General features: G+C 61.5%; 21 protein-coding genes and 1 pseudogene. 11 read left to right on the plus strand and 11 right to left on the minus strand.

Going from position 1 to position 21,571, the window contains the following annotated elements:
* Positions 1–23 precede the first annotated feature (23 nt).
* From alr to dadA, 3 genes are all read right to left on the minus strand, one after another.
* The gene (gene alr / locus HX801_RS16385; RefSeq protein WP_102370158.1) at positions 24–1,100 is read right to left on the minus strand and encodes an alanine racemase; all 1,077 of its coding nucleotides are present in this window, start codon (positions 1,098–1,100) and stop codon (positions 24–26) included.
* 80 nt (positions 1,101–1,180) lie between these two features.
* Positions 1,181–1,534, minus strand: coding sequence for a RidA family protein (locus tag HX801_RS16390; protein WP_003208752.1), 354 nt, complete (start codon positions 1,532–1,534; stop codon positions 1,181–1,183).
* Positions 1,506–2,807, minus strand: a complete 1,302-nt coding sequence (dadA, locus tag HX801_RS16395; protein ID WP_003208750.1) for a D-amino acid dehydrogenase — start codon at positions 2,805–2,807, stop codon at positions 1,506–1,508. Before dadA ends, HX801_RS16390 begins: the two co-directional genes overlap by 29 nt.
* 156 nt (positions 2,808–2,963) lie before the next feature.
* On the opposite strand from dadA, the gene HX801_RS16400 reads away from it, so the two are divergent.
* Complete coding sequence (locus tag HX801_RS16400; RefSeq protein WP_003206849.1) at positions 2,964–3,452, plus strand: Lrp/AsnC ligand binding domain-containing protein; 489 nt, start codon at positions 2,964–2,966, stop codon at positions 3,450–3,452.
* Positions 3,453–3,490: 38 nt separating this feature from the next.
* On the opposite strand, the gene HX801_RS16405 is transcribed toward HX801_RS16400, so the two are convergent.
* Positions 3,491–3,844, minus strand: a complete 354-nt coding sequence (locus HX801_RS16405) for a YkgJ family cysteine cluster protein (protein ID WP_003208747.1) — start codon at positions 3,842–3,844, stop codon at positions 3,491–3,493.
* A 115-nt stretch (positions 3,845–3,959) separates the two neighbouring features.
* Between HX801_RS16405 and HX801_RS16410 the strand changes: the two genes are divergently transcribed.
* On the plus strand, positions 3,960–5,252 hold the full coding sequence (locus HX801_RS16410) for an FAD-binding oxidoreductase (RefSeq protein WP_003208746.1): 1,293 nt from the start codon (positions 3,960–3,962) through the stop codon (positions 5,250–5,252).
* 1 nt (position 5,253) lies between these two features.
* Here HX801_RS16410 and HX801_RS16415 read toward each other — a convergent pair whose 3' ends face one another.
* Positions 5,254–5,490, minus strand: a complete 237-nt coding sequence (locus HX801_RS16415; protein WP_023659297.1) for a DUF1127 domain-containing protein — start codon at positions 5,488–5,490, stop codon at positions 5,254–5,256.
* A gap of 165 nt (positions 5,491–5,655) precedes the next feature.
* On the opposite strand from HX801_RS16415, the gene HX801_RS16420 reads away from it, so the two are divergent.
* Both HX801_RS16420 and HX801_RS16425 read left to right on the plus strand, forming a co-directional pair.
* On the plus strand, positions 5,656–7,080 hold the full coding sequence (locus HX801_RS16420) for a PLP-dependent aminotransferase family protein (protein WP_008439421.1): 1,425 nt from the start codon (positions 5,656–5,658) through the stop codon (positions 7,078–7,080).
* Between the two features lie 62 nt (positions 7,081–7,142).
* A complete protein-coding gene (locus HX801_RS16425) occupies positions 7,143–8,705 on the plus strand; it encodes a phospholipase D family protein (protein ID WP_003208738.1) in 1,563 nt (520 codons plus the stop codon).
* A gap of 124 nt (positions 8,706–8,829) precedes the next feature.
* Here the strand turns inward: HX801_RS16425 and HX801_RS16430 are convergent, their stop codons facing one another.
* Positions 8,830–9,972 (minus strand): MFS transporter, encoded by a 1,143-nt coding sequence (locus tag HX801_RS16430; protein WP_102370161.1) that lies wholly within the window; start codon positions 9,970–9,972, stop codon positions 8,830–8,832.
* Between the two features lie 156 nt (positions 9,973–10,128).
* Positions 10,129–11,622 carry an aldehyde dehydrogenase gene (locus tag HX801_RS16435; RefSeq protein WP_003213259.1) on the minus strand — a complete coding sequence of 498 codons (1,494 nt, stop codon included), beginning with the start codon at positions 11,620–11,622 and terminating at the stop codon, positions 10,129–10,131.
* 230 nt (positions 11,623–11,852) lie between these two features.
* Here HX801_RS16435 and HX801_RS16440 point away from each other — a divergent pair, with 230 nt between their 5' ends.
* The gene (locus HX801_RS16440; protein ID WP_003213261.1) at positions 11,853–12,215 is read left to right on the plus strand and encodes a cupin domain-containing protein; all 363 of its coding nucleotides are present in this window, start codon (positions 11,853–11,855) and stop codon (positions 12,213–12,215) included.
* Positions 12,216–12,285: 70 nt separating this feature from the next.
* Here the strand turns inward: HX801_RS16440 and rpmG are convergent, their stop codons facing one another.
* Together rpmG and rpmB are read right to left on the minus strand one after the other, a co-directional pair.
* Positions 12,286–12,441, minus strand: a complete 156-nt coding sequence (gene rpmG / locus HX801_RS16445; protein WP_003176906.1) for a 50S ribosomal protein L33 — start codon at positions 12,439–12,441, stop codon at positions 12,286–12,288.
* A gap of 11 nt (positions 12,442–12,452) precedes the next feature.
* Positions 12,453–12,686 (minus strand): 50S ribosomal protein L28, encoded by a 234-nt coding sequence (rpmB, locus tag HX801_RS16450; RefSeq protein WP_003213263.1) that lies wholly within the window; start codon positions 12,684–12,686, stop codon positions 12,453–12,455.
* Positions 12,687–13,144: 458 nt separating this feature from the next.
* On the opposite strand from rpmB, the gene HX801_RS16455 reads away from it, so the two are divergent.
* A complete protein-coding gene (locus HX801_RS16455) occupies positions 13,145–14,737 on the plus strand; it encodes an ABC transporter substrate-binding protein (protein WP_008439424.1) in 1,593 nt (530 codons plus the stop codon).
* Between the two features lie 28 nt (positions 14,738–14,765).
* Here the strand turns inward: HX801_RS16455 and radC are convergent, their stop codons facing one another.
* Positions 14,766–15,440, minus strand: coding sequence for a DNA repair protein RadC (gene radC / locus HX801_RS16460; RefSeq protein WP_087693709.1), 675 nt, complete (start codon positions 15,438–15,440; stop codon positions 14,766–14,768).
* 130 nt (positions 15,441–15,570) lie between these two features.
* Between radC and coaBC the strand changes: the two genes are divergently transcribed.
* From coaBC to argB, 4 genes and pseudogenes are all read left to right on the plus strand, one after another.
* A complete protein-coding gene (gene coaBC / locus HX801_RS16465) occupies positions 15,571–16,779 on the plus strand; it encodes a bifunctional phosphopantothenoylcysteine decarboxylase/phosphopantothenate--cysteine ligase CoaBC (RefSeq protein ID WP_008439425.1) in 1,209 nt (402 codons plus the stop codon).
* A 5-nt stretch (positions 16,780–16,784) separates the two neighbouring features.
* Positions 16,785–17,240, plus strand: a complete 456-nt coding sequence (dut, locus tag HX801_RS16470; protein WP_003213270.1) for a dUTP diphosphatase — start codon at positions 16,785–16,787, stop codon at positions 17,238–17,240.
* 252 nt (positions 17,241–17,492) lie between these two features.
* Positions 17,493–18,914: pseudogene (locus tag HX801_RS16475) on the plus strand (phosphomannomutase/phosphoglucomutase); the annotation flags it as partial.
* A 19-nt stretch (positions 18,915–18,933) separates the two neighbouring features.
* Complete coding sequence (gene argB / locus HX801_RS16480) at positions 18,934–19,839, plus strand: acetylglutamate kinase (protein WP_003213275.1); 906 nt, start codon at positions 18,934–18,936, stop codon at positions 19,837–19,839.
* Between the two features lie 168 nt (positions 19,840–20,007).
* Here argB and pyrE read toward each other — a convergent pair whose 3' ends face one another.
* Positions 20,008–20,652: an orotate phosphoribosyltransferase gene (pyrE, locus tag HX801_RS16485; protein WP_003213276.1), complete on the minus strand. Its 645-nt coding sequence runs from the start codon at positions 20,650–20,652 to the stop codon at positions 20,008–20,010.
* An 82-nt stretch (positions 20,653–20,734) separates the two neighbouring features.
* On the opposite strand from pyrE, the gene HX801_RS16490 reads away from it, so the two are divergent.
* A complete protein-coding gene (locus HX801_RS16490) occupies positions 20,735–21,514 on the plus strand; it encodes an exodeoxyribonuclease III (RefSeq protein WP_003176915.1) in 780 nt (259 codons plus the stop codon).
* The last annotated feature ends 57 nt before the right edge of the window (positions 21,515–21,571 follow it).

The following is a 21,571-nucleotide window of genomic DNA, read 5'->3' on the forward strand; positions in this document are numbered from 1 at the left end:
GATCTGCCATTCGTGGGTGCCGCTCAAGCGCCGGAATAGAGCCGTGGCACTCGGCGCAGGTTGCAGAAGATCTGGTACGGAATGGTGTCGGCGGCGGTGGCAACGTCACTGGCGAGGATGTTTTTGCCCCACAATTCGACGGTGGAACCGAGCCCGGCCTGGGGCACGTCGGTCAGGTCGACACACAGCATGTCCATCGACACACGGCCCAGCAACTGGCTGCGCTGGCCGGCCACCAGCACCGGGGTGCCGGTGGGTGCGTGGCGCGGGTAGCCGTCGGCGTAGCCCATGGCAACTACCCCGATGCGCATCGGTTTCGGGGTAATGAACCTGGCACCATAGCCCACAGGTTCGCCGGCCGGCAGTTCACGTACGCAGATGACTTTCGATTCGAGGGTCATCACCGGCTGCAAACGCGCGGCGATGGCCTGGTCTTCGCCAAACGGCGTGGCGCCGTAGAGCATGATGCCCGGGCGTACCCAGTCACTGGAAACGTTCGGCCAGCCCAGCACCGACGGCGAGTTGCGCAGGCTGACCTGGGCCGACAAGCCCTGGCGCGCCGCTTCAAACACCGCTACTTGCTCTTCGCTGCTGGTGCTGTCCAGCTCATCGGCGCGGGCGAAGTGGCTCATCAGCACGATCTTCGCGACTTTGCCGCTGGCCAGCAGGCGCTGGTAAGCGTCGTGATAATCCTTGGGGTGCAAGCCAACGCGGTGCATGCCCGAATCTAGCTTGAGCCAGACGGTCAGCGGCTTGCTGAGTTGCGCCTGTTCAATCGCGTCCAGCTGCCACAGCGAATGCACCACGCACCAGAAATCATGCTCGATGATCAGCGGCAGCTCGTCGGCTTCGAAAAAACCTTCGAGCAACAGCACCGGCCCGCGAATCCCGGCGGCCCGCAGCTCCAGCGCTTCCTCGATGCAGGCCACGGCAAACCCGTCCGCCTCGGCTTCCAGCGCCTGGGCAACACGCACGGCACCGTGGCCGTAGGCATCCGCCTTGATCACGGCGAGGGCCTTGGCCCCACCCGTGACTTCACGGGCCAGTTGGTAGTTATGGCGCAGGGCTTGGAGGTCGATCAGGGCACGGGCAGGACGCATGGCGGCAGGCTTCTAGGCGGCGGTGGGAAGAAAAAACCGGTACCCGCTGACAACGCAGGCACCGGGAGAGGATTTTTTGCTTACGGCAGAGCGGCCACAACCGACAGCTCCACCAGGATTTCCGGTTCGCAGAGTTTCGCTTCAACCGTGGCACGGGCCGGCGCGACGCCTTTTGGCAGCCACTTGTCCCATACCGCGTTCATCCCGGCGAAATCGGCGTCAATGTCTTTCAGGTAGATGGTCACCGACAGCAGCTTGGTCTTGTCGGTACCGGCCAGGTCCAGCAAACGCTCAATATTGACGAGGGTTTCGCGGGTCTGCTGTTCAATCCCGGCACTCATGTCGTCGCCGACCTGCCCTGCCAGATACACGGTACCGCTGTGAACAACGATCTGGCTCATGCGCTCATTGGTGAGCTGGCGCTGGATTGACATGTTTTGCAGACTCCTGGTGGTTGCCATAACGGGAAATATCGAGGCCTTCGGCACTGATTTGCGGGGTTTTCTTCGCCATCAGGTCGGCCAGCAAACGACCAGAGCCACAGGCCATGGTCCAACCGAGGGTGCCGTGGCCGGTGTTCAGAAACAGGTTTTTGAACGGGGTTGCACCCACGATCGGCGTGCCGTCCGGCGTGGTCGGGCGCAGGCCGGTCCAGAAACTGGCCTGGCTCAAATCACCGCCCTGAGGATAAAGGTCGTTGACGATCATCTCCAGGGTTTCCCGCCGACGCGGGTTCAGCGACAGGTCAAAACCGGCTATCTCAGCCATGCCACCGACGCGAATACGGTTGTCGAAACGGGTGATCGCGACCTTGTAGGTCTCATCGAGAATGGTCGAGGTCGGGGCCATCGCCGGGTTGGTGATCGGCACGGTCATCGAGTAACCCTTGAGCGGGTACACCGGCGCCTTGATTCCCAGCGGCTTGAGCAATTTCGGCGAGTAGCTGCCGAGGGCCAGCACGTAGCGGTCGGCAGTTTCCAGCTTGCCGTCGATCCACACGCCGTTGATCCGGTCACCGGCGTAGTCCAGGCGCTGGATATCTTGCTCGAAGCGGAATTCGACACCCAGTTGCTTGCACATGTCGGCAAGGCGGGTGGTAAACATCTGACAGTCGCCGGTTTGGTCGTTCGGCAGGCGCAGGGCACCGGCAAGAATATCGGTGACGCTCGCCAGGGCCGGCTCGACGCGGGCAATCCCGGCGCGGTCCAGCAGCTCGTAAGGCACACCGGACTCTTTCAATACCGCGATGTCCTTGGCAGCACCGTCCAGCTGAGCCTGCGTACGGAACAGTTGGGTAGTCCCCAAAGTGCGCCCTTCGTAGGCGATGCCGGTCTCGGCACGCAGCTCGTCGATGCAATCGCGGCTGTATTCGGACAGGCGCACCATACGCTCCTTGTTCACCGCATAACGGCTGGCGGTGCAGTTGCGCAGCATCTGCGCCATCCACAGGTACTGGTCGATATCGGCGGTGGCCTTGATCGCCAGGGGCGCATGGCGCTCCAGCAACCATTTGATAGCCTTGAGCGGCACACCCGGCGCAGCCCATGGCGAGGCGTAGCCCGGCGAGATCTGCCCGGCGTTGGCGAAACTGGTCTCCATGGCCACAGCCGGCTGACGGTCGACCACGACCACTTCAAAACCAGCTCGTGCCAAATAGTAGGCACTGGCCACGCCAATGACACCGCTACCCAAGACCAGAACGCGCATTTTTATTCCCTCATCACGGCTTGACCGCTGACGTTTGTTGTTCAGCACAAAGATGTGGGCAGTATAAAAAGCAATCACCAGTGCATTTCACTATATAACTGCCTATATTTGGCGACAATTCTCGGCAAAAACCCTTTTCACGGAGGAGCATCCCCTATGCGGACCAACACTCAGACCAAGCGGGAGCTGGACAAGATCGACCGCAACATCCTGCGCATCCTGCAGGCCGACGGGCGAATTTCGTTTACGGAGCTGGGGGAAAAGGTCGGGCTATCGACCACGCCCTGCACCGAGCGGGTCCGGCGCCTGGAGCGCGAAGGGATCATCATGGGCTACAACGCCCGGCTCAACCCGCAGCATTTGAAGGGCAGCCTGCTGGTGTTTGTCGAGATCAGCCTCGACTACAAGTCCGGCGACACCTTTGAAGAATTCCGACGCGCCGTGCTGAAACTGCCCCACGTGCTGGAGTGCCACCTGGTGTCGGGGGATTTCGACTATCTGGTGAAGGCGCGCATTTCGGAGATGGCGTCGTACCGCAAGTTGCTCGGCGATATCCTGCTCAAGCTGCCCCACGTACGGGAGTCCAAGAGCTATATCGTGATGGAAGAGGTGAAAGAGAGCCTGAACCTGCCGATCCCGGATTAAGACAGCACCACAGGCCAATGTGGGAGCGGGGACATCCGCTAGACCAATACCTGACGCGTCGACGCCATGTACGCATGAATCTGCTTTTCCACCCGTGGGTGGATCAACTCCACCGGGCGGCGGTCGTTGGGGCATGGCAAGGTCGGCGTGGTGCCGAACAAGCGGCAAATCAGCGGGCGCTCGTCGTACACGGTGCAGCCATTGGGGCCAAGGTGCACGCAGTTGAGTTCGTCCATCGCCGCTTCCTGCTCGGCAGCGGTCTTGCGCGGCAGGCGCGACATTTCCTCGGGGGACGTGGTCACCGGCCCACAGCAGTCGTGGCAACCCGGGACACACTCGAACGAGGGAATCTGCCGGCGCAGCGCGTTGACTTTCTGACTGTTGCAACTCATCGACACAGGGACCGAACGGCGAATAGGCGTGGATTCTGCCCTAAAAGCCCCCGGTGAGACAGCTTCGCCCGACCGCTGTATCCTGCGTCAAATTTTCCAAACAGGGATGCTCCCCATGACCGCCAGCGCCCGGCACGCCAATTCCTACTACGCCGCCAGCAGTTTCCCGCAGCCTGATTATCCGGTGCTGACAGGTGAAATCGTGGCCGATGTGTGCGTGGTCGGCGGCGGCTTTTCGGGGCTCAACACTGCTCTGGAACTGGCCGAACGGGGTTTCAGCGTAGTCCTGCTGGAAGCCCGCAAGATTGCCTGGGGCGCCAGCGGGCGCAATGGCGGGCAACTGATTCGTGGCGTCGGTCATGGCCTGGATCAGTTCACCAACGTCATCGGCACCGAGGGCGTGCGCCAGATGAAATTGATGGGCCTGGAAGCCGTGGAAATCGTGCGCCAGCGGGTCGAACGTTCGCAGATCGCCTGCGACCTGACCTGGGGCTACTGCGACCTGGCCAACAAACCCCGCGACCTGGAACACCTGGCCGCCGACGCCGAAGAGCTGCAAGGCCTTGGCTATCGCCATGAAGTGCGCCTGCTGCAAGCCAGCGAGATGCGCAGTGTGATCGGCTCCAACCGCTATGTTGGCGGCATGATCGACATGGGCTCCGGCCACCTGCACCCGCTGAACCTGGCCCTCGGCGAGGCAGCCGCTGCACAGCAGTTGGGCGTCCAGTTGTTCGAGCATTCCGAGGCGGTGCGGATCGATTACGGCCCGGAGGTCAACGTACACACCGCCCAGGGCAATGTGCGCGCCAAGACCCTGGTGCTGGGCTGCAATGCTTATTTGAACGGCCTCAACCCGCATCTGAGCGGCAAGGTGCTGCCCGCCGGCAGCTACATCATCGCCACCGAGCCCTTGAGCGAAGCCCAGGCAGCCGAGTTGCTGCCGCAAAACATGGCGGTGTGTGACCAGCGGGTGACGGTGGATTACTTCCGGCTGTCAGCCGACCGACGCTTGCTGTTCGGCGGTGCCTGCCATTACTCCGGACGGGATCCGAAGGACATCGGTGCCTATATGCGTCCGAAAATGCTGCAGGTGTTTCCACAACTGGCCAACGTGAAAATCGACTACCAGTGGGGCGGGATGATCGGCATTGGCGCCAACCGCCTGCCGCAGATTGGCCGACTGGCCGACCAGCCCAATGTGTATTTCGCCCAGGCCTATGCCGGCCATGGCCTCAACGCCACCCACCTGGCAGGCAAACTGTTGGGCGAAGCCATCAGCGGCCAGCAAAGCGGGCGCTTTGATCTGTTTGCCAAGGTGCCGCACATCACTTTCCCGGGCGGCAAGCATTTGCGCTCGCCGCTGCTGGCGCTGGGAATGCTCTGGCACCGATTGAAAGAACTGGTCTGAATCAGCCGCGCCAGAAGGGCTTCAAGCCTTCCCGGCGCGCCTGCTCGGCACTCAAGCCCACGTCTCGCAGTTGCTCGGGGGTCAGCTCCAGCAAGGTTTTGCGCGTATGCATGCGGTGCCAGAACAACGCCCATGAACTGAGTGTGGGGGCCTTGGTACGCGCCGCCATGCGCCGCTCCTGCCCGGCTTCCAGTTCCTGACTGTGTAACGCCAACCGCACATCGCTCATACCGCTCATTTTCCTGCCCCTCATTAACGTGTTGCCATGAGTACGTAGGATGAGCCGGCGCGTAAAACCATGACAGATTCAACCACCCTGTATTAAATCCATACAGATACTGCCTATCGGCCGCTGAATCCTGTATTTTCAGCCTATCTGTACTGGTAACCGGGAAGCACCGCCATGACCCTATACGTCAACCTCGCCGAACTGTTGGGCACGCGCATCGAGCAGGGTTTCTATCGCCCGGGCGACAGATTGCCGTCAGTTCGGGCCTTGAGTGTGGAGCATGGGGTCAGCCTGAGCACCGTGCAGCAGGCCTACCGCGTACTGGAAGACAACGGCCTGGCGATGCCCAAACCCAAATCCGGCTACTTCGTACCGGTGGGCCGCGACTTGCCGGCATTGCCCGCCGTAGGCCGCCCCGCCCAGCGCCCGGTGGAAATTTCCCAGTGGGACCAAGTGCTGGAGCTGATCCGCGCGGTGCCACGCAAAGACGCCATACAGTTGGGCCGGGGCATGCCGGATGTATTGTCGCCGACCATGAAACCCCTGCTACGCAGCCTCGCCCGGATCAGTCGGCGCCAGGACATGCCGGGGCTGTATTACGACACTATCCACGGCAACCTGGACCTGCGTGAACAGATTGCCCGCCTGATGCTCGATTCAGGCTGCCAACTGACGCCCCAGGACCTGGTGATCACCACCGGCTGCCACGAGGCCCTGTCCGCCAGCATCCACGCCATTTGCGAGCCCGGCGACATCGTTGCCGTCGACTCGCCAAGCTTCCACGGCGCCATGCAAACCCTGAAGGGCCTGGGCATGAAAGCCCTGGAAATCCCCACCGACCCACTCACCGGTATCAGCCTGGAAGCGCTGGAACTGGCACTGGAACAATGGCCGATCAAAGTCATACAGTTGACCCCCAACTGCAACAACCCACTGGGCTACATCATGCCGGAGTCGCGCAAACGCGCACTGCTGACCCTGGCCCAGCGCTTTGACGTGGCGATCATCGAAGACGACGTGTATGGCGAACTGGCCTACAGCTACCCGCGGCCACGCACCATCAAGTCCTTCGACGAAGATGGCCGCGTCGTACTGTGCAGCTCTTTCTCGAAGACCCTCGCACCCGGCCTGCGGATTGGCTGGGTCGCACCCGGTCGCTATCTGGAGCGTGTGCTGCACATGAAATACATCAGCACCGGCTCCACCGCGACCCAGCCGCAGATCGCAATTGCCGAGTTTCTGAAAGGTGGACATTTCGAGCCACATTTGCGGCGGATGCGCACGCAATACCAGCGCAATCGCGACCTGATGCTCGATTGGGTCAGCCGCTATTTCCCGGCGGGCACCCGCGCCAGCCGCCCCCAGGGCAGTTTCATGCTGTGGGTGGAACTGCCGGAAGGCTTCGATACCCTGAAACTCAACCGGCTGCTGGTGGATGAAGGTGTACAGATTGCAGTGGGAAGTATCTTTTCCGCCTCCGGCAAGTACAGGAACTGCCTGCGCATGAACTACGCTGCCAAACCAACGCCGCAGATTGAAGAGGCTGTACGCAAGGTCGGCGCGACCGCCATCCGGTTGCTGGCCGAAGCGATGGACTGACCTTTTACGGGAAATAGCCGTCATATGCCGACAATCGCCCTGATTCGGAACCCATGTCATTGATGACCCACCGGCTATTACCGTTTTTCCTGCTGGGCATCCTGGCCCTGGGCGGCTGCGCCACCATCGACGCGCCACGCACACCCAGCGAGGCGCTGCCGGCCAGCGAATCTTCCTTCGGCCGCTCGATCCAGGCCCAGGCCGCACCCTACAAAGGCCGCTCCGGGTTCCGCCTGCTGCCCAACAGCAGCGAAGCCTTCATGGCCCGCGCCGAACTGATCCGCAACGCCCAGACCAGCCTCGACTTGCAGTACTACATCGTCCACGACGGCATCAGCACCCGCATGCTCGTGGATGAACTGCTCAAGGCCGCCGACCGTGGCGTGCGCGTGCGCATCCTGCTGGACGACACCACCAGCGACGGCCTGGACCAGATCATCGCCACCCTCGCCGCCCACCCGCAGATCCAGATTCGCCTGTTCAACCCGCTGCACCTGGGCCGCAGCACCGGCGTGACGCGGGCCATGGCGCGGCTGTTCGACCTGTCGCTGCAACACCGGCGCATGCACAACAAGCTGTGGCTGGCAGACAACAGCGTGGCCATCGTTGGCGGGCGCAACCTGGGGGATGAGTATTTCGACGCCGAGCCCAACCTCAACTTCACCGATATCGACATGCTCAGCGTGGGCCCGGTGGCCGAGCAACTGGGCCACAGTTTCGATCAGTACTGGAACAGTGCCCTGAGCAAACCCATTGGTGACTTCGTCAGCAGCGCTTCCAAAGGCGACCTGGCCAGTGCCCGCGTACGCCTGGAAGATTCCCTTGCCGAGTCTCGCCAACAAAACCATGCCCTGTACAACCGCCTGCGCACCTACAAGACCCAGCCGCGCATGGACATCTGGCGCCGTGAGCTGATCTGGGCCTGGAACCAGGCACTGTGGGATGCGCCGAGCAAGGTGCTGGCCAAGGCCGATCCGGATCCACGGCTGCTCCTGACCACCCAACTGGCGCCCGAGCTGGAAGGTGTCAGCCATGAGCTGATGATGATTTCGGCTTACTTCGTGCCCGGGCAGCCCGGGCTGGTGTACCTGACCGGTCGCGCGGACGCCGGCGTATCGGTAAGCCTGCTGACCAATTCCCTGGAAGCCACCGACGTACCGGCCGTGCACGGCGGTTATGCGCCCTATCGCAAAGCGCTGCTGGAACACGGGGTGAAGCTATACGAGTTGCGCCGCCAGCCGGGAGACGGTGGCGGCAGCGGCCCTCATCTGTTCCGCAAAGGTACATTCCACGGTTCGGATTCCAGCCTGCACAGCAAGGCGATCATCTTTGATCGGGAGAAATCCTTCATCGGCTCATTCAACTTCGACCCGCGCTCGGTGCTGTGGAACACCGAAGTCGGGGTGCTGGTGGACAGTCCCGAACTGGCGGAACACGTGCGCAACCTGGCACTGGAGGGCATGGCGCCCCCGTTGAGCTACCAGGCGAAGCTGCAGGATGGCCAGGTGGTATGGGTGACCGAAGACAACGGCCAACTGCACACCCTGACCCGCGAACCCGGCAGTTGGTGGCGCCGGTTCAATGCCTGGTTTGCCACATCCGTCGGGCTGGAACGCATGCTTTAAGAACAGCGACGGGACCTGTGGGAGCTGGCTTGCCTGCGATGGCGGAGTGTCAGTTTACGTATCCGGTGCTGACACTCCGCCATCGCGGGCAAGCCCGGCTCCCACAGGTGATCGCATTTCAAGTTCAGGCGGGTTGTGCGGCGCCGAACGCACCTTGGCGCAGCAACAGGATCACCAACCCCAACGCCCCCGCCGCCATCAACAACGGCAACGCATGCCCGCTGATCCACTGGCTGCCGGCACCGGCCACCAGCGGGCCGATCAGGCAGCCAATGCCCCACAGCTGCGCGATATGCGCATTGGCGCGCACCAGTGCGTCGTCGCGGTAGCGCTCGCCAATCAGGATCAGCGACAGGGTGAATAACCCGCCGGCGCTGGCCCCGAACAGCACCCACACCGGCCAGATCATCAGCGTATCGAGCAACAGCGGAATCGCCAGGCTCGTCACCAGCAGCATCAGCGCGCAGCCGAGAAACAGCGTGCGCCGAGGCAGGTAGTCCGCCAGCGCGCCAATCGGCAGTTGCAGCAACGCATCACCGACCACCACCGTGCTGACCATCGCCAGAGCAATCTCGGCGGTGAAACCCTGTTGCAGGCAATACACCGGCAACAACGTAAGAATCATCGCCTCGAATGCGGCGAACAACGCCACCGCCCAGGCAATCGCCGGCAAGCCCTGGCAGAAGCGCAGCAGGTCGCCAAAGGTCACGCTGAAAGACTCGGCAGTCGGCGCACCGGAACGGCCCAGCAGCAGGATCGGCGAGCACGTCAGCAGACCGACACCCACCCAGAAGCCAATATCGTTGTCCGTACCCAGCGCGCCCAGCAGCAACGGGCCCGACAGCTGGCTCAAGGCATAGCTGCAGCCATACAGCGCCACCAGACGGCCGCGCCAGCGTTCGATCACCAGTTGGTTGATCCAGCTTTCGCCGAGGATAAACACGATGGTCAGGATCACCCCGATCATCAGCCGCAACACCAGCCATACCGGGTAGCTGGGCAATACCGCCAGCAAGCCGATGGAAATCGCCCCCGCCCACAGGCACAGGCGCATCAGGTTCGCCGTGCCCAGGCGCGAGGCCAGGCCGCTGGAGACCTTGGCACCCAGTAGCACACCGAAGGCCGGCATCGCCGCCATGACTCCGATGGCGAAGCTGCCATAGCCCCAGCTTTCCAGGCGCAGGGACACCAACGGCATGCTCACGCCCAAGGCCAGGCCCACGCTCAAGACCGACGCCAACACGGCGAAATAGGTCGCCCAACGCATTTCCACGCTCCTGTGGATTACTTGGAGATCATACAAAACAGTGTGGGAGCGGGCTTGCTCGCGAATGCGGTGTACCAGTCAATACATCAGCGACTGTGATACCTCATTCGCGAGCAAGCCCGCTCCCACATTTTTTTCAGCGGTGTTCCTGGAAGCTTACAACTTGATCCAGGTCGCCTTCAGCTCGGTGTACTTGTCGAACGCGTGCAGCGACTTGTCGCGGCCGTTACCCGACTGCTTGAAACCACCGAACGGTGCGGTCATGTCGCCGCCATCGTACTGGTTGACCCACACGCTGCCGGCACGCAGTGCCTTGGCGGTCAGGTGCGCCTTGGAGATGTTCGACGTCCACACCGCAGCGGCCAGGCCGTATTGGGTGTCGTTGGCGATCGCAATGGCTTCTTCCACGCTGTCGAAGGCAATCACCGACAGCACCGGGCCGAAGATTTCTTCCTGGGCGATCTTCATTGCGTTGGTCACGCCGTCGAAAATCGTCGGCTCGACATAGGTGCCACCGCTTTCCTGCAGCGTGCGCTTGCCGCCGGCCACCAGCTTGGCGCCATCGGCATGCCCGGCTTCGATGTACGACAGCACGGTGTTCATCTGCTGGGTATCCACCAGCGCACCGACCGTGGTGGCCGGGTCGAGCGGGTTGCCCGGCTTCCAGGCCTTGAGGGCCTCGATCACCAGCGGCAGGAATTTATCCTTGATCGAACGCTCCACCAGCAGGCGCGAACCGGCGGTGCACACTTCGCCCTGGTTGAAGGCGATGGCGCCAGCCGCGGATTCGGCGGCGGCTTGCAGGTCCGGGGCATCGGCAAACACGATGTTCGGGCTCTTGCCGCCAGCTTCCAGCCAGACGCGCTTCATGTTCGACTCGCCGGAGCGAATCAGCAGTTGCTTGGCGATCTTGGTGGAACCGGTGAACACCAGGGTGTCGACGTCCATGTGCAGCGCCAGGGCGTTACCCACGGTGTGGCCATAACCCGGCAGCACGTTGAACACGCCTTTCGGGATGCCGGCTTCAACCGCGAGGGCAGCGATGCGGATGGCAGTCAGCGGTGATTTTTCAGATGGCTTGAGGATCACCGAGTTACCGGTGGACAACGCCGGCCCGAGTTTCCAGCAGGCCATCATCAGCGGGAAGTTCCACGGCACGATGGCCGCGACAACGCCGACGGGCTCACGGGTCACCAGGCCCAGCTGGTCGTGAGGGGTGGCTGCGACTTCATCGTAGATCTTGTCGATGGCCTCGCCGCTCCAGCTCAGCGCTTGCGCCGCGCCTGGGACGTCGATGTTCAGGGAGTCGCTGATCGGCTTGCCCATGTCCAGGGTTTCAAGCAGTGCCAGCTCTTCGGCGTTGGCCTTGAGCAGGCCGGCGAAACGGATCATGGTGGCTTTGCGCTTGGCTGGCGCCAGGCGCGACCAGGCACCGGAATTGAACGTGGCACGGGCGTTTTCTACGGCACGCTGGGCGTCGGCGACGTCACAGCTGGCAACGGTTGCCAGCAGGCGGCCATCGACTGGGCTCAGGCATTCGAACGTGTCGCCGGAAACGGCGGCGGTGTATTCGCCATTGATGTAGGCGCGGCCTTCGATCTTCAGATCCTTGGCGCGTTGTTCCCAGTCGGCACGGGTCAGGGTGGTCATGCGAGTGTCCTCCTCTTATTGAATACAAGGGCCGGGCGATGTACCCAGGCACCTTCGAAGAATTCTTGCCCGGCCAGCCAGCTGTTCGGCTCAAGGCAGCTGCCACCCTAAACCAGCGGCGATGGATGTTTCAATTTATTTGACATAACGGCAGCAAACGCCCTTGCGATGTTCATTTTAATAAACATAGACTTTGAGCTCTCCAACCGCAGGCCAGACGGGACACGCCCATGAACATCCAGAATATCGTCGACTTCAGCCAGGCCAGGACCGAGCCTGATCGCTACCGTCCGGCTGCGGAGAAAATCCTCAAGGGCGACCCGGAGCAAACCGTCTACAACCACTACAACAGTCCGTGCGGCCAGATGAGCGCCGGGGTCTGGGAAGGTGAAGTCGGACAGTGGAAGGTCAACTACACCGAGCATGAGTATTGCGAGATCGTGCAGGGTGTTTCGGTGTTGCGCGATGCCGACGGCAACGCCAAGACCTTGCGGGCCGGTGATCGCTTCGTCATTCCGGCCGGCTTCAGCGGCACCTGGGAAGTGCTGGAACCCTGCCGCAAGATCTACGTGGTGTTCGAAGAAAAGGCCTGATCATTTATCAGGCACAAAAAAAAGCCCGCATCGTGAGATACGGGCTTTTTTTCACAAGAAAGAAAACCAATTACTTGATTTTGCCTTCTTTGTAGATCACGTGCTTGCGAACGCGCGGGTCGAACATTTTCTTTTCGAGCTTGTCCGGGGTAGTACGCTTGTTCTTGTCGGTAGTGTAGAAGTGACCAGTACCGGCGCTAGAGATCATTCGAATCAATTCACGCATGATTTAGCTCCTTAGATTTTGCCGTCGCGGCGCAGTTCGGCCAGCACGACAGTGATGCCGCGCTTGTCGATAACACGCATGCCTTTGGCAGATACGCGCAGACGAACAAAACGTTTCTCTTCTTCAACCCAAAAGCGGTGATGCTGCAGGTTTGGCAGGAAACGACGACGGGTTTTGTTGTTTGCGTGGGAAATGTTATTCCCAGTCACCGGACCCTTACCGGTAACTTGACAGACTCTCGACATGCCTCAGCCCTCTAAAACCACATGCCCAACCCGGCATGGGTTGGCCGCTTAATCTCTCAGTCATTTGGCGCCAGGCGCCGCGTTTCTTTAGGGTCTTACCGGCTACACCTACTAGCGAAGGAACCGGGCCCCTAGAAAAGAGCGCTGCTTTATACCAGAAAGACCCCAGTGCAACAACAGGCCGTGTACTTTTATACGCGTAAATCCAGGCCATGGACGCCTGAACCGTTGCCAGGGTGGGCCGCTATAGAAGCTAACCGCTCGTCGCACAGAATGATTTACAGCGCCCGCGCGCACTGCAAAGTGCTCGGCAAAACGACCTGAGGCGCCATCAAAACAGTATTTGCGGCAAAAGCACAGGCAAAAATGGGCTAGTCATTTGTCAATCAGCCCACTACGGTAGGACTTTTCCAGACTGCACTCGCAGATGGGCCTTCGATCTGCAAAGGAAACCGAATATGCGCCTCGCTGCCCTACCGCTATTGCTAGCCCCTCTTTTTATTGCTGCACACGCCCAGGCGGCCACTACCCTGAGCGTCTGCACCGAAGCCAGCCCCGAAGGCTTCGACGTGGTGCAATACAACTCGCTGACCACCACCAACGCCTCGGCAGACGTATTGATGAACCGCCTGGTGGACTTCGACGCCACCAGCGGCAAGCTGGTCCCGAGCCTCGCGGACAGCTGGGAAGTGTCGCCGGACGGCCTCACCTACACCTTCAAGCTGCACCCGGACGTTAAATTCCACCGTACTGACTACTTCACGCCAAGCCGCAGCCTGACCGCCGAAGACGTGCGCTTCAGCTTCGAGCGCATGCTCGACCCGGCCAACCCCTGGCACAAGATCGCCCAGAGCGGCTTCCCCCACGCCCAGTCGCTGCAGTTGCCCACGCTGATCAAGAAGATCGACGCCCTCGACCCGCTGACCGTGCGCTTCACCCTGGACCACGCCGATTCGACCTTCCTCGCCGCCTTGAGCATGGGCTTTGCCTCGATCTACCCGGCGGAATATGCCGACAAACTGCTCAAGGCCGGCACCCCGGAGAAGCTCAACAGCCAGCCTATCGGCACCGGGCCGTTCATTTTCGGGCGCTTCCAGAAGGACGCGACGATTCGCTACAAGGCCAACCCGGATTACTTCGCCGGCAAGCCTGCGGTGGATAACCTGATCTTTGCGATCACCCCGGACGCCAACGTGCGCCTGCAGAGACTGCGTCGCGACGAGTGCCAGATCGCCTTGTCGCCCAAGCCCCTGGATATTGATGCCGCCCAGAAAGACGCCGACCTGAAGATCGAGAAAACCGCGGCCTTCATGACCGCGTTTGTCGCCATCAACAGCCAGCATCCGCCACTGGACAAGCCGGAAGTTCGCCAGGCGATCAACCTGGCCTTCGACAAGGCCAGCTATCTGAAGGCCGTATTCGAAGGCACCGCCGAAGCCGCCAACGGCCCTTACCCACCCAATACCTGGAGCTATGCCAAGGACCTGCCGGGCTATCCGCAGGACATTGCCAAGGCCAAGCAACTGCTGGATCGCGCCGGGCTCAAGGATGGCTTCAAGACCACGATCTGGACCCGGCCGTCGGGCAGCCTGCTGAACCCCAACCCCAGCCTGGGCGCACAACTGCTGCAGGCGGACCTGGCCAAGGTCGGCATCCAGGCTGAAATCCGTGTGATCGAGTGGGGCGAACTGATCCGCCGCGCCAAGGCCGGCGAGCACGACTTGCTGTTCATGGGCTGGGCCGGTGACAACGGCGACCCGGATAACTTCCTGACGCCGCAGTTCTCCTGCGCGGCCGTGAAGTCCGGCACCAACTTCGCCCGCTACTGCGACCCGGCGCTGGACAAGCTGATCAGCGCCGGCAAGACCACTAGCGAACAAGGTGTGCGCAGCAAGCTGTACCAGCAGGCCCAGGCGCAGATCCAGCAGCAGGCGCTCTGGCTGCCACTGGCGCACCCGACCGCGTTTGCGCTGACCCGCAAGAATGTCGAGGGGTATCAGGTGAGCCCGTTCGGGCGCCAGGATTACTCCAAGGTCAGCGTCAAGCCCTGACCCCTGCCAGGGGCTGGCATGCCAGCCCCTACATCCACCCAAATTCCGCCATCGACAGCGGGTCACCCTCCCCCACAATGATGTGGTCCAGCACACGCACGTCCACCATCTCCAGCGCCTTTTGCAGCACCTTGGTCAATTTTCGATCAGCGATGCTGGGCTCGGGGCTGCCGGAAGGATGGTTGTGGCACAGGATCAGCGCCGCGGCGTTGTAGTCCAGCGCGCGCTTCACCACTTGTCGCGGGTAGACGATGGCGTTGTCGATGGTGCCTTGAAACAGCTTTTCGAAACCCAGCACTCGATGCTTGGCGTCGAGAAACAGGCAGCCGAATATCTCGTGAGGCTCGTGGCGCAGCAGTGCCTTGAGGTAGTCGCGCACGGCCTCCGGGCTTTCCAGCACCGAATCGTTGCGCAGGCGTTCAGCCAAATGGCGGCGCGCCATCTCCAGTACGGCTTGAAGCTGGGCGAACTTCGCCGGCCCCAACCCCAAATGCTGGCTGAACACCGGCTGCCTCGCCTCCATCAGCGCCCGAAGGCTGCCAAATTGCGCCAGCAGATGGCGCGCCAGGTCCACGGCACTTTTGCCTGACACCCCGGTGCGCAGGAAAATCGCCAGCAATTCCGCGTCGGAAAGGTTCTCCGCTCCCAGCTCCAACAGCTTCTCCCGCGGACGCTCTGCCGCAGGCCAATCGCGAATACTCATGGCACCTCCGTGTGCATGTGCGCCGCTGTTGCATGGCGGACGCTGTGGTATCTTAGGCCATCTTTTTGCGTGCGATTTCACCTGGGGAGGGGGCATCGCAACGCCATCACTGAACTGGAAAGGCAAGCCAATGCAGCGTCTGTATCGGAAACGCATCGTTCTCGGCGTCGGCGGCGGCATTGCCGCCTACAAGAGCGCAGAGCTGGTTCGCAGGCTTCTCGACCAAGGCGCCGAAGTGCGCGTGGTCATGACCCGTGGCGGCAGTGAATTCATCACCCCGTTGACCATGCAGGCCTTGTCCGGCCACCCGGTTCACCTCGACCTGCTGGACCCTGCGGCCGAAGCCGCCATGGGCCACATCGAGCTGGCCAAGTGGGCCGACCTGGTGCTGATCGCCCCGGCCACCGCCGACCTGATCGCCCGCCTGGCCCAAGGCATTGCCGACGACCTGCTGACCACCCTGGTACTGGCCACCGACGCCACCGTCGCGATCGCCCCGGCCATGAACCAGGCCATGTGGCGCGACCCGGCCACCCAGGCCAACACCCAACTCCTGCAAAGCCGCGGCCTCAAGGTTTTCGGCCCGGCCTCCGGCAGCCAGGCCTGCGGCGACGTGGGCATGGGCCGCATGCTCGAAGCCACCGACCTGGCCCACTGCGCCGCCGACTGCTTCCAGCACCTGGCCCTGACCGGCAAGCACGTGCTGATCACCGCCGGCCCGACCCAGGAAAACATCGACCCGGTGCGCTACATCACCAACCATAGCTCAGGAAAAATGGGCTTTGCCCTGGCGGAAGCGGCGGTCGAGGCAGGCGCCCGTGTGACGTTGATCACCGGCCCGGTGCATCTGCCGACCCCGGATCGCGTCACCCGAATCGACGTAGTCAGCGCCCGCGACATGCTGGCGGCCTGTGAAGCGGCGATTCCCTGCGACCTGTTCATCGCTTCGGCTGCGGTAGCGGACTACCGCCCCGAGGTGGTTGCGCCGCAGAAACTCAAGAAAGACCCTACAAGCGGCGACGGCCTGCTCCTGCAAATGGTCCGTAACCCGGACATCCTGGCGACCATCGCCACCCGTGAGGACCGCCCGTTCAGCGTCGGTTTTGCTGCCGAAACCGAGCATTTGCTGGACTATGCCGCACGCAAATTGAAAGACAAAAACCTCGACCTGATTGTCGCCAACGATGTCGCCAACCCGAGCATCGGCTTCAACAGCGAGGAAAATGCCATCAGCGTGATCGACCGCGAGTTGCACGCTACCGTTTTCGCCCAGACCAGCAAGGGCAAGATTGCCCGCCAACTGATCTCTTTTATCGCCCAACGGCTGAACCAGGTTTAATTTCCATGCACGCTTTGCAAGCCAAGATCCTCGACCCCCGCATCGGCAACGAATTCCCGCTGCCGGCCTACGCCACACCAGGCTCCGCCGGCCTCGACCTGCGCGCCATGCTCAAGCAGGACACCGTGCTTGAACCAGGCCAGACCATTCTGATTCCGACCGGCCTGTCGATCTACGTGGGCGACCCGGGCCTGGCGGCGCTGATCCTGCCGCGCTCCGGCCTGGGCCACAAACACGGCATCGTCCTCGGCAACCTGGTGGGGCTGATCGACTCGGACTACCAGGGCGAGTTGATGGTGTCCTGCTGGAACCGTGGCCAGACCGCGTTCAATATCGCCGTCGGCGAGCGCATTGCCCAACTCGTGCTGGTACCGGTGGTGCAGGCGCACTTCGAGCTGGTCGAAGAGTTCGACGAAACACAACGCGGCGCAGGTGGCTTCGGGCATTCCGGCAGCCACTGACTAAGCTGAATTGACTTAGCCGAACAAGCCGGGTGCCTCACCCGGCCTGATGCCAACGCATGGCCTTTCAGGATGAAGAATGCGCGGAACTTACCAGCAAGGTTTCCCCAGTGAAATCAGGGCATTAAGGGGGCAAAAGGGCGGAGCTTCGGCGCCGATGGCACTTTTGCACCACGAACTCTATGCCAAAAACGCCGTCTTACCCTTCAGTTTGAGCCTGCCGGTCAGCACCCTTGAGGCCAGCCCAGCCCCTTATCGATGGAGTTCCCCCCCGCAATGAGCAACCCAGCCCGAGTCGCCCCGACATTTCCCGACAGCATTTTCCGCGCCTATGACATTCGTGGCGTGGTCCCCAAGACCCTGACCGCCGAGACCGCCTACTGGATCGGCCGCGCCATTGGCTCCCAGAGCCTGGCACAGGGCGAGCCCAACGTTTCCGTAGGCCGTGATGGCCGCCTGTCCGGTCCCGAGCTGGTCGAGCAACTGATCCAGGGCCTGGCCGACAGCGGTTGCCACGTCAGCGACGTGGGCCTGGTGCCGACGCCTGCGCTGTACTACGCAGCCAACGTACTGGCCGGCAAGTCGGGCGTGATGCTCACCGGCAGCCATAACCCGTCGGACTACAACGGCTTCAAGATCGTCATCGCTGGCGATACCCTCGCCAACGAACAGATCCAGGCCCTGCACACCCGCCTGAAGACCAACGACCTGACCAGCGGCGAAGGCAGCGTCACCAAAGTCGACATCCTGCAGCGCTACTCTGACCAAATCACCGGCGACGTCAAACTCGCGCGCCGCCTCAAAGTGGTGGTGGACTGCGGCAATGGCGCGGCCGGCGTGATCGCCCCGCAACTGCTCGAAGCCCTGAACTGCGAAGTGATCCCGCTGTTCTGTGACGTCGACGGCAACTTCCCGAACCATCACCCGGATCCAGGCAAGCCCGAGAACCTGGTGGACCTGATCGCCAAGGTCAAGGAGACCGGGGCTGACGTCGGCCTGGCCTTCGACGGTGACGGCGACCGCGTTGGCGTGGTGACGGACACCGGCGAAAACGTGTTTGCGGACCGCCTGCTGATGCTGTTTGCCCGCGACGTGGTTGCGCGCAACCCAGGTGCCGAAATTATCTTCGACGTGAAGTGCACCCGCCGCCTCACACCGCTGATCAAGGAATACGGCGGTCGCCCGCTAATGTGGAAGACTGGCCACTCGTTGATCAAAAAGAAAATGAAAGAAACCGGCGCGCTGTTGGCCGGCGAAATGAGCGGCCATGTGTTCTTCAAGGAGCGCTGGTTCGGCTTTGACGACGGCATTTACAGCGCCGCTCGTCTGCTGGAGATCCTCAGCAAGGAAAAATCGACCGCGCAGGAGCTGTTCCAGACCTTCCCGAATGATATTTCTACGCCAGAGATCAATATCCATGTGACCGAGGAGAGCAAATTCAGCATCATTGACGCACTGCACGATGCGCAATGGGGCGAAGGCGCCGACCTGACCAGCATTGATGGTGTGCGAGTCGATTACGCCAAAGGCTGGGGCCTGGTTCGCGCATCCAACACCACACCGGTGCTGGTGCTGCGTTTCGAAGCGGATACCGAGGCTGAGTTGCAGCGCATCAAGGACGTGTTCCACGCCCAGTTGAAACGTGTTGCCCCTGATCTCCAATTACCGTTCTGATTTTTTACCGGAGCCCTGAATGACCCTCGAACGCGAAGCCGCCGCCAATACTGCCAAGGTCCTTTCCGAAGCGTTGCCTTACATTCGACGCTACGTCGGCAAGACGCTGGTGATCAAGTACGGCGGCAATGCCATGGAAAGCGACGAGCTGAAAACCGGCTTTGCCCGCGACATCGTGTTGATGAAAGCCGTCGGGATCAACCCGGTGGTGGTGCACGGTGGCGGCCCGCAAATCGGTGACCTGCTCAAGCGCCTGTCCATCGAGAGTCACTTCATCGACGGCATGCGTGTGACCGACGCCCAGACCATGGACGTGGTAGAGATGGTCCTGGGCGGCCAGGTGAACAAAGACATCGTCAACCTGATCAACCGCCATGGCGGCAGCGCCATCGGCCTGACCGGCAAGGACGCCGAACTGATCCGGGCGAAGAAGCTCACCGTGACCCGCAAGACCCCGGAGATGACCCAGCCGGAAATCATCGACATCGGCCAGGTGGGCGAAGTGATCGGCATCAACACCGACCTGCTGAACCTGCTGGTGAAAGGCGATTTCATTCCGGTGATCGCGCCGATCGGTGTCGGTGCCAACGGTGAGTCCTACAACATCAACGCCGACCTCGTGGCCGGCAAGGTGGCCGAGGCGCTGAAGGCCGAGAAGCTGATGCTGCTCACCAACATCGCCGGCTTGATGGACAAGGAAGGCAAGGTCTTGACCGGCCTGACGACCCAGCAAGTGGACGACCTGATCGCCGACGGCACCATCTACGGCGGCATGCTGCCGAAGATCCGCTGCGCGCTGGAAGCGGTGCAAGGCGGTGTTGGCAGCTCGTTGATCCTGGATGGCCGGGTGCCGAATGCGATCCTGCTGGAAATCTTCACCGATACCGGTGTGGGTACCCTGATCAGCAACCGCAAGCGCCCCTAAGCGCTGGTAAACAAAAAGGCCCCGTTCAATTCGATTGAACGGGGCCTTTTCTATGTACTCGGTCTAAAAATGTGGGAGCGGGCTTGCTCGCGAAAGCGGCGGGTCAGTCGACACATATATCAACTGACAAGCCGTATTCGCGAGCAAGCCCGCTCCCACATGGATCTTCTAAACGCCGAACTGCTCGCGATAAGCCTTGACCGCCGGCAAATGCTGCTTGAGCTGCGGGTCATCTTCCAGGAACTGCAACACCTGGTTCAGGGACACGATGCTCACCACCGGAATCGCGAAATCACGTTCCACTTCCTGGATCGCCGACAATTCACCGTTGCCGCGCTCCTGGCGGTTCAGCGCGATCAACACGCCGGCCGCCTTGGCGCCGTCCTGTGAAGCGATGATCTGCATCACTTCGCGAATCGCCGTACCGGCAGTGATCACGTCGTCGATGATCAGCACGTCGCCCTTGAGCGGCGCACCCACCAGGCTGCCGCCTTCGCCGTGGGCCTTGGCTTCCTTGCGGTTGAAGCACCAAGGCAGATCCAGCTCGTGATGTTCAGCCAACGCCACGGCGGTCGCGGCCGCCAGGGGGATGCCTTTGTAGGCAGGACCGAACAGCACGTCGAAGGAAATACCGCTTTCAACGATGGCGGCCGCATAGAAACGACCCAGCTGCGCCAGGGCAGAACCCGAGTTGAAAAGGCCGGCATTGAAGAAGTAAGGGCTGGTGCGCCCGGACTTCAAAGTGAACTCACCGAAGCGCAATACGCCGCGATCGATGGCAAAACGAATAAAATCGCGTTGATACGCCTGCATGAAAAAAGCCTCAGATACCACGGATTTAGCTAATTAGGTAGACGGCGTGTATCATACACGCACGCGATTTTTGGGGCCATTTATGCGGATCATCAGTGTGAACGTCAATGGTATTCAGGCTGCAGTCGAGCGTGGTTTGCTCAGTTGGCTGCAAGCCCAGAATGCCGACGTCATCTGCCTGCAGGACACCCGCGCCTCCGCCTTTGAACTGGACGACCCAGCCTTCCAACTGGATGGCTACTTCCTTTATGCCTGTGATGCCGAAGTTCCCGCCCAAGGCGGCGTGGCTTTGTATTCGCGGTTGCAACCCAAGGCGGTCATCAGCGGCCTCGGCTTCGAGACAGCCGACCGCTACGGGCGCTACCTGCAAGCCGATTTCGATAAGGTCAGCATTGCGACCTTGCTGCTTCCATCAGGGCAGAATGGCGATGAAGACTTGAACCAGAAGTTCAAGCTAATGGACGACTTCGCCCGTTATCTGGATAAACAGCGGCGCAAACGTCGCGAGTACATTTACTGTGGCTCGCTGTACGTGGCGCAACAGAAGCTGGATATCAAGAACTGGCGCGACAGCCAGCAATCCCCGGGCTTCCTGGCGCCGGAACGGGCCTGGATGGACGAGATTGTCGGCAACATGGGCTATGTCGATGCCCTGCGGGAAGTCAGCCGCGAAGGCGACCAGTACAGCTGGTGGCCGGATAACGAACAGGCCGAGATGCTCAACCTCGGCTGGCGTTTTGACTACCAGCTGCTGACGCCAGGCTTGCGTCGCTTCGTGCGCAGCGCACGTCTGCCACGCCAGCCGCGCTTCTCGCAGCACGCGCCGCTGATCGTGGACTACGACTGGACCTTGACCATCTAAGGTCTTTTTCCAGGCACAAAAAAACCGACATCACTGTCGGTTTTTTTGTGGGCGGTG

Origin of the sequence: Pseudomonas sp. G1002, assembly GCF_013385455.1 — a bacterium.
Classification (GTDB): Bacteria; Pseudomonadota; Gammaproteobacteria; order Pseudomonadales; family Pseudomonadaceae; genus Aquipseudomonas.